This is a genomic window from Collinsella sp. AM15-2 (genome assembly GCF_003471985.1).
Lineage (GTDB): Bacteria > Actinomycetota > Coriobacteriia > Coriobacteriales > Coriobacteriaceae > Collinsella.
Genome location: NZ_QRKO01000005.1, coordinates 26,475 through 38,560, shown reverse-complemented (window position 1 = coordinate 38,560; position 12,086 = coordinate 26,475). Strand labels below are relative to the sequence as shown.

Sequence of the window (12,086 nt, the reverse complement as noted above, 5' to 3'; positions counted from 1 at the left end):
CCAATGCTATATCTCGCGATGCGGAGCCCCGCAGCGAGCGGACATGCGCTCGAGTGTCGCCAGGCAGCTAGCCGCCGTCGCCGGCACGCTGTTCTCGACCACACAAGGAATCCCCGAACAGGCGGCAGCCGCCCAGGCCACCACGGGCTCAAAGTCATAGCGGCCCGTCTCGCCCACGCCGTGGCACACCAGGCGAGAACCCGTACCATCGCACCAGCCGGCTTCGTCCTCGTTGTCGACGACCTCAAAATCCTTGGCGTGCAGCACGCGAATCTTACTGCCGCATAAGTAGAGCATACGCGCGGTGATTTCCTGCGCCTCGCCAACGACGCTGGGATGCAGCAGCGACACCGGGTCGTAGATCACGCCGAGCGCCGGGCTCGGGACGCGCTCCAGCACCTCACGGCAGCGATCTGGCGTGTTGACCGTCTCGTTCCAGCCGGGCTCGATCAGTATTTGCCCACCCACGGCCTCGGCGCACTCGCAGACGCGCGCGAGTCCATCCATAAACGCATCGAGTGCCTCGTCGGTCATACGGTCGTCAGCAACGCAGTTCTGCGCATTGGGACGACCGGTCTCGGTGCCAACCGGACAGCCGCCGAGCATCTGAGCAAAGTTCAAGCACGCCTCGTACTCGGCAAAGTTATCCGTGAGCTGTTGTCGATCGGGCGTCGCCAGATTCTTATAACAGCCGAGCACGGCGACCGAAACGCCCGCCTCATCGAGCACCGCACGCAAATGCTCGGCGAGCTCGCGGGTCAGACCGCATCGATCGATTCCCATTGATGCGTAGAGCACCTTGCTCGGCAGCTGAATGCACGAAAAGCCCAGCTCTCCTGCCATGCGAATGCGTTCCTCGACGGTCCCCTGCGGAAGGTCGTGTAAACGCACGCCCGGAGTAATGGCCCCCACGCTATTCACGCCCCTTATGAGCATTGATGCCCGGCGTGTAGCCGCCAAACGGGTCATCGATGGAGCACACGCCCGAAGGGGCGAGCGGATCGCGCTTACCGGCCAACTTGTCATGATGCATAGTCTCGATATAGGCGAGCACCAGCGGCGCCACGCCCTTCGCGTCGTTTTTGACGACGGGCTCGCTCATGTAGTAGCCAAACGTGCCCTCGCGGTGCGCGGTGTTGCCAAGACCCGCCACCAGGCAGATGTTGTCGAGCGCCAGCTGTCCGTCGCGCTCGGACAGGCACGTGTCGCAGATGCCGTCAAACGCACGGCGGCCGTACTGGTAGTAGCGCTCGCCCAGCACGCCCAGGCGCACGCCCTTCATGATGGCGTTGGCAAAGATGGCGCTGCCCGACTCCTCCAGATAGTTGGGGGCGATATTGGGCAGGTTGATGACCTGGTGCCACATGCCGGTCTTCTCGTCCTGATACGGCAGCATGGCGTCGATCAGGTCGTGGAACATCTTGCGGATCTCGTCCTTCTCGGCCGACATCGAGGGCGGCATGAGCTCCCAGGTATCGATGAGCGCCATGGCGAACCAGCCCTCGGCGCGCAGCCAGAAGTTGGCCGAAAGGCCGGTGACGGGATCGCACCAGAACTGCTTGCGGCTCGCGTCGTAGGCGTGATAGTACAGGCCGTTGAGGGGGTTGCGCATCAGGTCGTGCACCACCTGGAACATATGGAAGCTATCCGAGCAGGCACGGCGGTTGTGGAAGCTCAGCTCGTACTGCATGTAGAACGGCTGCGCCATGTACATGCCGTCGAGCCAGATCTGGTTGGGGTAGACGGCTTTGTGCCAAAACACACCCTCTTTGGTACGCGGCTGGGTCTCGAGCTGACGGTAGATGGTATCCATGGCGGCACGGTACTTGGGCTTGCCCACCAGGTCATAGAGTTTGTAGAGGGTTTTGCCCGCGTTGACGTTGTCGAGGTTGTACTCCTGGGGATCGTAATGCTTGATGGTGCCGTCATCCTGGACAAAGAAGTCGATATAGTCGTCGGCGAAGGTCAGGTAACGCTGCTCGCCGGTGATCTCGTACAGCTCGATGAGCGCCTTGATCATGCAGCCGTCAATGTAATTCCAGGTGTTCTCCTTGCCGGCGCGAAGCTTTTCGATATTCCAGGCCGGCGCCTGAGGCGTAGAGGTCTCGATCAACTGCTCGATATAACGGTCCAGAATCTGATTGCAACCCATTGCTGTCCCCTCTGACGTTATTGATGGGTGAACGTTTCCCCTAGTGTAACGCGAACGGGGATTATAGGGTGAACGTTAACCCTATAATCCCCGTGAACGGCAAACTTTTAACGGCAAACGGCGGTGAGGCCCGCAGCGATGCGATGCGCCAGGCGCTCATAGCCGGCAGGGCTGTAATGCAGACCGTCCGGCATGTAGAGCTCGCGGTGCTCCGGCAAAAACGGGCTGATGCCGCTTTGCGCATACAGGTCGATCACCGGCACCGAGTAGCGATCGCAGACCTCCAGCATCGCGCGCACATAGGCGTCTTGCGTCAGGCCCAGATGGTTGGCCTCGTTGCTTGCCGGAATATCCTTCTCGTGTTTGCCGCTCGTCTTGCACGGCGTCATAAACATCAGCTTTGCCTGAGGCGAGCGCGCCGTGATGGTGCGGATCAGGTAGTCGAGCGCACCGTAGAACTCGTGCACGTCCGTGCTGCCCAGCTCTCCCAGCGGCACGTTACGGCTAAAGTCGTTAACGCCGCCAAAGACGATGCAGATATCTGCCGTGTGATCGATGCCGTCCAAGCGCTCAACAAACGAATCGCTACGGTCGGCCTTGACGGCAATACGCGAACCCTTAATACCAAAGTTCTCGATCGTAGCGCCGCCCAGCAGCGCACCCAGGTGCGAGGTCCAAGAGATGTCGTTGCCTCCCCCGCCGCATCCGTTATCGCCCCAGGTGGTCGAATCGCCAAAGCAGCAGACGGTCGATTCGCTCAAGTTTTTCGTTTCCATATTCTTCTCCTCACCCGCACACCGGCGGTCATACAGGTACATACCGTTCATTCACAACATCCGAGGGGCTATGCGTGGGCGTATTCCGCAACTTGCGAATCGAGCCATTCGATATCCTCGGCAAGATGCGCCACGCCCAGGTGGTGTCCACCCGGGCAGACCTCGTGCAGAAGGTTTTCGTCCTTGCCCAGCAGCGCGTAGGCGTCGCGAACGATATCGAGCTGCTCGTCTACGTTCGCAAGCCCGCGGGCGCCGTTGAGATGGTCTTTCTCGCAGCTCTGAACCAAGAGCGGCCGTGGCGCGACAAGCGATGCAATGTCGCCCATGTCGAGCAGACGCCAGAGTCCAGGCGTGTAATTGCAGCTGCAATTGCCGTTGAGGTGCAGTAGCGAATCATCAACGCCGTACAGATAGCCCGAGACAAACGCCTTGCGCACGCGCGGGTCGAGCGCGGACAGGTACAACGTCATGTAACCGCCGCCCGAAAAACCAAAGCAGCCCAGGTCGTCCATGGCAATGTCACCGCGTGTCTCCAAGTAATCAATCAAGCGCATGTTGTCCCAGGCGTTGAGGCCCGCGACCGTAAGACCCAGCGGCTCGGCCATACGTGCTTGATTCAGACACGTACCGCGCAGGTAGCTGTTCTCGTCGTCGCCCTGACCCTTCCAGTCACGACGGTATCCCCAACCACGCGCATCGGGGCAGACGGTCACATAACCCATGCGCGCCAAACGCAGACCGTAGTCGTAATTGAACTTACGCACGGCATCGTCGACCGCCGGCACGCCCGCAACGCCGGCTATGCTTGCAGCACCCGCCCCCTGGTGACCATGCGGGCAGATATAGCAGCGCTTGAGTCCCCGCTCGTCAAGCTTGGGGCGGGACGGCTCCAACAGGTAAAACGGCATCCACACATCGTGCTCAACCTGCAGCACCGCATGAGTACGCACGATGCTGCCGGCAACCCGCACGCGATTGAGCTCACGAATCTCAATCGGGGCGCGGTCCATAAGCGAAAGACCCAAAATATCGTACAGACGAGTCCTGGTCGCAGCCTTCCATGCCTCAAAGTCTGTGGGAGTCTTGCCCGTAAATGCGGCCGAGCGCCCCTCGCGCTTCAGTCGGGCGCGCAGCGCAGGTTCGTCCTCGTAGTACGTCTCGATGTGCACGGTGCGGCCATTGGCAGATAGCCCGGCCGTCTCTACCGCATCACCGTCGCCGCCCTCGGGATCCCAACCATCCGTGCCGGCAAGCACTCGGTCACGCGCATAGCGTTCGGAATCCTGACCGGTCAGGCAATGCGCCCACGGCACCCAAGCGGCAGTATCACCCGCCGGGCCAAACAGGGCACCGCCGGCATACAGGGTGCCGTCATGTGCCGCTGGCTTATTCCAATCCCACCAACCCTCGAGTGAAATATGGGGGCCCAGCCAGCATTCGAGCAAAACGGTCTGGGCCCACTCGCGCCATGGACGACCCAGATAGACCGATCCGGGGGCAATGCCCTCATCGGCTGTAAACGAACAGCCATGAAACACAAATCCGTACGGCTCGCCCTGGGGCGTGGAGGCTGCCGTTACATACCCGTTGACATCCATATCGCGGTTGAGCGAGCGAATCTCACACCCCTCAAAGTAGGCACGCGCGCCGCCAAAGATAAAGTCGACATCGCCCTCGATCCGGCAACGTCGAAAATACTGCCGCCCCACGCGGCGCGGGGCGAACTGCTTGGGGCCTATAAAGCCGCCCGGCTTGGCCTCGCGCGGCGGCAGCGGCCCCAAAAGGAGCGTGTCCTGGTGTCCCTTAATGCAGCAGGCATCGACAACCAGGCGGTCACCATCGGCATACAGGGCAATCGCCTGGCCGACCTCGCGCCCATCACCGGCGTTGTTTTCGATTGTTAGACCCGCAAGCGTCACGTCGTCGGCATCGACCAGCACCGTGTACGTACGGAAGGTGCCGAGTCTTCCATCCTGGCCGCTACCATCTTCCGAAGGCATCTTGGCACCCAGGCCTCCCACGATACGCACGCTGTCGGCCGTCTCGCCCTCGAGCGTCACATGCGGACGACGAATTTCGACCTGCTCGCGATACTCGCCCGGCGCCACCAGCACACGCACCGGCACGGTCGTATCGGACACGCACCGCTCCGCCGCCTCGAGCGCCGCCGAAATGCTGCGATACGCGCCTTCGCGTTCGAGCGATACCTCAAAGAGCTGCTCTTTACCACTCATCTGTCATTACGCTTTCTGTCACAGAACACCCACCATGCAATGCCGGCACCTATAGATTGCGTGCGACAGCCGGGCAGACCCGACCGTCGCACGCCTCAACATGCCGTATTCACTTGTGCAGGAGCACTACCCTACGCGCGGATAACCTTGTCGACGTTTTGCAGCTGCAGCTCGTCGCCATCCTGACCCTCGATGCGCACGTTCTGCAGGTCGAGGACTTTCACGTTCTGCGCGATGATGCCCTGGCGCACCATGGGCTCCACGCCGCAGGCCATGGCCGGCACAAAGGGCTCGGCATCGGCGGCAAAGGTCACATGGACATCCTGGAACGTCAGGCGCGTCACCTTGCTCTCGGGAAGGCCCGTGATATAGGCCGCGGCCGCATGGCAGTTGGTGGCCTCGATATCGCAAAACGTCGTGGCGCCAAAGCCGGGCGTACGGTCGTCGACGGGCAGCGCCTCGCGAGACTGCACGTAGTCGGTCTTGCCGTCCTTGTCGCAGAAGTAGAACGAGTTGACCACGAAGGGCGTGAGCACCTTATCCATGCGAATGTGCTCGAAGGTGATGCCCTCGTTGACGGCGTCCTTGCCGCGTCCGCGGCGTGTCTTGACGCGCAGGCCGCGGTCGGTGCGCTCAAAGAGGCACTTGCTCACGGTGAGGTCCTTGATGCCGCCGGCGGCCTCGGATCCCAGCACCACGGCGCCGTGGCCGTCGTGCATGTAGCAGTGCGAGATCAGCACGTCGTGCGTGGCGGGACGGAGCTCGGGTTCAATGCCCAGTTTGCCGCTCTTGATGGCGATGCAGTCGTCGCCCACCGAGAACTGACAGCCAAGGATGCGGACAAAACCGCAGCTCTCGGGATCGAAACCGTCGGTGTTGTGGGAGTTCTTGGGACCCTCGATGGACAGGCACAGGGCATCGACGTGCTCGCACAGAATGGGATGGATATTCCACGCCGGGCTGTTGCGCACGGTAAAGCCGGCAAGGCTCACGTTTTCGCACTCGGACAGGAAGATCATGCGCGGGCGGGCGATCTCGCGGCCCTCCTCGGGACGGAAGATGTTCTTAAAGTCCTTGTTCCACCAGTTGTCCTCGGCAAAATCGGTCTGGCCGTCGATGGCGCCGCGGCCATAGATGCACACGTCGTGCACGCTCAGGCCCGTAAAGGTCGAACAGTAGGTCGAGAAGCTCTCGCCCTCCCAACGGCCCAGGGGCAGCATATCGGTGCCGGCGTACCCAGCCCCCTCGTCACCCGTGACCGTGCCCGGAATGTAGGCAAGCGCGGCGCGGTCGTGGCGGGTCAGCAGCACCGCGCCCTCGGCAAGCTCGATGTTGATATTGCTCTTAAGGAAGAGGGACTTGATGCGGTAGTTGCCGGCGGGGATCAGCACGCGCCCGCCCTTGGGGCAGGCCATGATGGCAGCCTGAATGTTGGTGGTGTCATCGTGCTCGGCATCGCCCTTGGCTCCGCAGTCGCGAACGTTGATGGTAAAGGGCTCCGCCGGCGTGGTGACGCCTACGCTCAACTCGCGCTCGCCGCAGACAAAGCGGATCAGGTTGCGCTTGCCGGGGGTCAGGCCATCGACATAGGTCTCGACCGTATTCGTGGTACCGGCGGGCTCATCGTTGACAAAGATCTCCCACGTATCGGCACAGGTAAAGTAGCCGCCATCGTCGAGCTCGATAACGGCCGCGCGGGCATTGCGCCAGATAACGTTCGTCTCCATGGGTCTCTCCCTCAAATGTAATCAGAAGTTCATACTACTCGTTTTTAAAAAAGGGCCGTACCCGCCGGTGGATCTCCGGTGGCACGGCCCTGTGGTTTGGACGATGCGCCTGCCCTACTCGGCGGGAATTACGCTGCCGTCCTGGAAGCCAACATTGTTGTGGGCGAAGCAGTCCTCGTACTTAAAGCCGGAGAGCTCCTCGCAAAGCGCCTTGACCTCGGGCTTGACGTCGGCCATCTTGCCACCCTCCTTGACACGGTGGATCTCGTCGCAAAGGATGTCGCACTGCTCCTTGTCAATCTTGATGCCGCGGGCAAGGACGGCCGCGAGCAGGAAGAAGCCGGCGCAGCCGATGAGCATGTAGCCGCAGATGTACAGAGGCACGGTGGCGGGCTGGGTCACGGCGTCGCTGTTGCCGGCGGTCTGAATGAAGCCGGAGGCAGCAAGGACGATAGCCCATACGTTGACGGCAACAGCCTGGGCAATCTGCTGGCAGAGCTGCTGTGCGGAGCTGTAGATGCCCTCGCGACGACGCAGGGTGATGAGCTCATCGACATCGGGGATGTAGTTGAGCAGAACATCGGGCAGATACTGGAAGCCAACGTAGAAGAACTTCCAGATGGCGAAGATGATGGGATAGGCGATCATGGCGATGGCGACCGTGGAGGTGCCGTTGATCTGACCAAAGGCGAAGTAGTTGTAGGCGATGATGCACGCGGCGCAACCGACGTTTGCCAGGTACCAAGACTTGTGGAAGCCCTTCTTGGCCATGAGGGCGACCCAGATGGCGGTGCAGACGATAGCGACGACCTTGCCGGGCATCTCCATCACGGACTCGTAGGACTTAGGAATCTGCAGACAGTAGACGATGAAGAAGGACAGGCAGGCAGACCAGCAGGCAGCAGCGAGCTTCGTGGAGACCTGTGCATACAGGACCTTGCGGAAGGACTTGTTGCGGAAGGTAGAGATAACGTCGATGAAAAACTTCTTGATACCCTCGCCGACGCTCTCGATCTTCTCCTGAGCCACCTCCTCGGGGGTGTGCTCCCACGTGGACAGGTACACGCACAGCAGCGAGATTGCCATGACCGAAGCGTTAATCGTAGCGATGATGAAGTAGCTGAACGGGTTGGTCTCGCCGAAGGTGCCAAAGCCAAAGCCGACGAGTGCTGCCATCAGGAAGCCGGCGGCGTTACCAAAGAGGTGCTTGTAGCCGGTGAGGTACGTACGCTCCTTGAAGTCATCGGTCATCTCGATGGTAAGCGGCGACAGGTTGGCGGTGCAGAACGTGTACGCGACGTTGTAGATCAGGTACAACACAAAGTAGTACGGGAAACCAAACGGCGTAGCCACAAAGATGAGCGGCTCGGCGACCATCATCGGGATAGCCAGCAAGATCCAGAAACGGCGGCGGCCAAAGATGCGGCCGATCTTAGTAGCGTAGAAGTTATCGGCCACAAAGCCCATGAGCGGGCACAGAATGGCGTTGAGATAGATGGCGAACGAGCTGATCAGCGCAGCCTCGCCTGCGGACAGACCGCACTCCGTGGACAGGAACAGCACCATGTAGCTGTGCGTAAAGCTCAGGGCACCGGAGTTGAGCATGCCGCCCATACCAAAGCCCAAGCGCGTCCAGAATGTGATCTTGCGCTTTTTACCGATCTTGTTAGTCATCGAGCTCCCTCTCTTTTCTCGATTGTCTTGTAACAAGACATTGGAGTCCATACCGATGTCTGTCTGCATATCGCCCACTCGTAGGGTGAACGTTTAGCTAGATTATGCGCGATTGCATATGATAGGTGAACGTTCACTTGTATATTATCCTTGAACGGTCGTTTTTTGCCGTTAAACGGACATCTGACTTGAAAAAAATCACGATTACATGGGTATTGAGTGGGTTTAAATTTGAGGTCGATTAGGTGAACGTTTATTGTTTTCGCCGCTCCCGTACCCTCAGGAAGACACGCCCGAACAGACAGAACAAACATGGCCCCGCCGGGAACACTCCCGACGGGGCCATGGTCAATAGCGCCCTATGCGAACCCATTTACCGCTACAGGCAGACGCCATCCTTCCAAATGCTGATCTCGTGGCAGCCGCGACGCTCGGCACTCGTAAGCTTGCCGCTCGCCGTTTCTAGCACCAGCTGGTACAGGTCGTGGGCAGCCTCGTCGAGCGTACGCTCGCCCGTGGCGATCACGCCGGCGTTAAAGTCCATCCAGTTGGCCTTGTGGTCGCACAGACGCTGGTTGGTGAACACCTTGAGGGTAGGCGCCGGTGCGCCAAACGGCGTGCCGCGGCCGGTCGAGAACAGGATTACGTGGCAGCCGGCAGCCGTCAGGGCCGTGGTGGATACCATGTCGTTGCCCGGACCGCACAGCATGTTCAGGCCATGCTTGGTAGCCTGACCGGCATACGGCAGTACGTCGACGATGGGGGCAGATCCGCCCTTTTGCACGCAGCCGCAGCTCTTGTCCTCGAGCGTGGTAATGCCGCCGTCCTTGTTGCCGGGGCTCGGGTTCTCATAGACGACCTCACCATGGCTGATAAAGTAGTCCTTAAAGCCGTTGAGCATGTCGGCAGCTGCGTTAAAGACGTCCTGGCTCTCACAGCGATCGAGCAGAATGCTCTCCGCGCCAAACATCTCGGGCACCTCGGTGAGCACCGACGTGCCGCCACGGGCGACGACCATATCGCTCACGCGACCGATCGTGGGGTTGGCGGTAATGCCCGAAAGACCGTCAGAGCCACCGCACTTAAGGCCAATGACCAGCTCGGAGGCCGGAATGGGCTCACGCTTGGCCTGCTTGGCCAGGTCGGCAAGCTCGGACAGGATCTTGTGACCCTCGACCTGCTCGTCGGCTACATCCTGGCAGGCGAGGAATCGAACGCGCTCGCGATCAAAGTCACCGAGCTCGTCGAGTACCTGCTGGTGCGTGCAGTTTTCGCAACCGAGGGACAGGAACAGCACACCCGCAGCGTTTGCGTGACGCGAGAGCGCCACCAGCAGACGGCGCGTCTGGGCATGGTCGGCACCGGTCTGCGAGCAGCCAAAGGGATGCGGGAAGTAGTAAACGCCCTCCAGCGAGCCCTCGACCAGATCCTGAGCCTGATCGCACATGGCACGTGCGACCTCGTTGACGCAGCCGACCGTGGGGATGATCCACAGCTCGTTGCGCGTGGCGGCGCGGCCGTCAGCGCGGCGGAAACCCATAAAGGTCTCGGGCTCAACCGGCTCAACGACCGGATGCGTCGGATTGTAAGCGTACTCGACCTCGCCCGAAAGGTTGGTCTTGACGTTATGCGTATGAAGCCACTGACCGGGCTGGATGTCGCCCGTCACGTGACCGATAGGAAGACCGTACTTGACGACGTCCTCCCCCGCCGCAATGGCGCGCACGGCCATCTTGTGGCCCTGCGGAATATCCTCCGCGGCAACGACCTCGCCCACCCCGGGAACCGCGACGGCGGTGCCCTTGGCAAGCGGCGACAGCGCGACGATCACGTTATCGGCCGGATTGATCTGGATAGTGTTCATTACAAATGGTCCTAACTCTACAGGTTGAGCAGAAGTCGAGGCGTGAGCAAGCCGTCTGGCGCCCGCACCGGGAATTTACGCCTGAGCGTTGGCGAAGGCCTGCTTGGCGCCCTCGACGCGCACGACGGTGAGCGCGTTGACGACAAACTCCTCGAGGCCGGTGATCTGCGTAAGGTCCTCGCCCCACATCTGCTCGTTGGTGAGCACGTCATGCACCAGCTCAGCATCGTCTGCACCGGCGTGGGCGGCGTAGAAATCGAGCACGAAGGCGTCGTCCTGAGCGGTGTACTCGGTGCCATCGGCACGGCGCAGGTGCAGGCCATCGCCCTCGCGGGACACAAGCTCCTGCGTGTAGAAGGCGATGAGCGTAGCGAGGCTCGTGGCCAGGCACTTGGGCAAGCTGCCGGTCTCGGCAACATAGTCCTTGAGCGTGGGCAGATCGCGAGCGCGCCACTTGGCCGTGGAGTTGAGGCAAATGGAGAGCAGCGCGTGGTCGATAAACGGGTTGTCGAAGCGGTTCTCGACGGCGGCGGCAAAGGCCTTACAGTCCTCGACGTCCAGGTCGGCGGCAAGCGTCGGAATGACCTCGTCGTAGAGCATGGTGTTCATGAAGCCACGAACGGTCTCGTCGTGCATGCAATCGCGCACGATGTCAAAGCCGGCAACCCAGGAACCCGGGACAAAGGCGGTATGGGCACCGTTGAGGATGCGGACCTTGCGCTTCTTGTACGGGGTGACATCGGGGGTAACAAAGACACCCGGCAGGCCGGCCTTTACGAAGGGAAGCTTCTCGGCAAGCGACTCGTCGCCCTGGATGCCCCACATCTGGAAGGGCTCGCGCACGGCCAGGAAGGGATCCTCGTAGCCCAGGCGCTCGGCCACGGCAGCGGCCTCCTTGGGGTCGCGGATGCGGCCGGGGACGATAGTGTCGACGAGCGTGGTGCAGACAGTGCAGTCGTTGGCCATCCACTGCGCAAACTCGTCCTCCCAGCCCCAGTCGCTCACGTACTGGTTCATGATGCGCAGCAGCTCCTCGCCGTTGTGATCGATGAGTTCGCAGGCGAGCACGATGACGCCCGGCTTGCCGGCGGCCCAGCGAGTGTGAAGGACCTGGACAAGCTTGGCGGGGAAGCTCGCGGGCGGCATGTCGTCGGCCTTGCAGGACGGATCGTAGGCAATACCGGCCTCGGTGGTGTTGGAGACGATAATCTCCAAATCGTCGGAGACGGCGACCTCCATCATGGCGTGGTAGTCGTCCTCGCGATACGGATTGAGACAGCGGCTGCAGGCGCTGATCACGCGGGACTCGTCAACCGTGTTGCCGTTCTCCTTGCCGCGCACCAGCACGGTGTACAGGTCGTCCTGGGCATTGATGCCGTCGGCAAAGCCAAAGGCGCCGCTGATGGGCTGCACCATGACAACCTTGCCGTTCCAGCCGGTTGCCTCGTTGCCCATGTCAAAGAAGCGGTCGACAAAGGCGCGCAGGAAATTGCCCTCGCCAAACTGCAGAACCTTCTCGGGCGCGTCCTTGGGCAGCAGGTAGCCCTTGTAGCCAATCTTCTCGAGCGTCTCGTAGCTGATGTTCTCCATCGATGTCTCTCCTTAGATTGCTGTTAGCGTGCAGGCAAAACGGGGGCGCCGCGTGTGGCAACGGCGCTC

Annotated in this window: 8 protein-coding genes; all 8 read right to left on the bottom strand. The window is 61.1% G+C overall.

The window, feature by feature from the left end; translation table 11 throughout:
• Positions 1–6 precede the first annotated feature (6 nt).
• Positions 7–912: a sugar phosphate isomerase/epimerase gene (locus DW171_RS03580; protein WP_158571000.1), complete on the bottom strand. Its 906-nt coding sequence runs from the start codon at positions 910–912 to the stop codon at positions 7–9.
• A 1-nt stretch (position 913) separates the two neighbouring features.
• The gene (locus DW171_RS03575) at positions 914–2,152 is read right to left on the bottom strand and encodes a glycoside hydrolase family 105 protein (protein ID WP_099432661.1); all 1,239 of its coding nucleotides are present in this window, start codon (positions 2,150–2,152) and stop codon (positions 914–916) included.
• Between the two features lie 107 nt (positions 2,153–2,259).
• Complete coding sequence (locus DW171_RS03570) at positions 2,260–2,928, bottom strand: SGNH/GDSL hydrolase family protein (protein ID WP_117778845.1); 669 nt, start codon at positions 2,926–2,928, stop codon at positions 2,260–2,262.
• A 68-nt stretch (positions 2,929–2,996) separates the two neighbouring features.
• Positions 2,997–5,162, bottom strand: a complete 2,166-nt coding sequence (locus tag DW171_RS03565; protein ID WP_118270435.1) for a pectinesterase family protein — start codon at positions 5,160–5,162, stop codon at positions 2,997–2,999.
• Positions 5,163–5,293: 131 nt separating this feature from the next.
• Positions 5,294–6,889, bottom strand: coding sequence for a glycoside hydrolase family 28 protein (locus tag DW171_RS03560; protein WP_118270434.1), 1,596 nt, complete (start codon positions 6,887–6,889; stop codon positions 5,294–5,296).
• A 114-nt stretch (positions 6,890–7,003) separates the two neighbouring features.
• Entirely contained in the window at positions 7,004–8,563 is a 1,560-nt protein-coding gene (locus DW171_RS03555; RefSeq protein WP_157758022.1) for an MFS transporter, read from the bottom strand.
• A 379-nt stretch (positions 8,564–8,942) separates the two neighbouring features.
• The gene (locus tag DW171_RS03550) at positions 8,943–10,427 is read right to left on the bottom strand and encodes a UxaA family hydrolase (RefSeq protein WP_118270433.1); all 1,485 of its coding nucleotides are present in this window, start codon (positions 10,425–10,427) and stop codon (positions 8,943–8,945) included.
• A gap of 75 nt (positions 10,428–10,502) precedes the next feature.
• Positions 10,503–12,017, bottom strand: a complete 1,515-nt coding sequence (locus tag DW171_RS03545) for a tagaturonate reductase (RefSeq protein ID WP_118270432.1) — start codon at positions 12,015–12,017, stop codon at positions 10,503–10,505.
• Positions 12,018–12,086 lie beyond the last annotated feature (69 nt).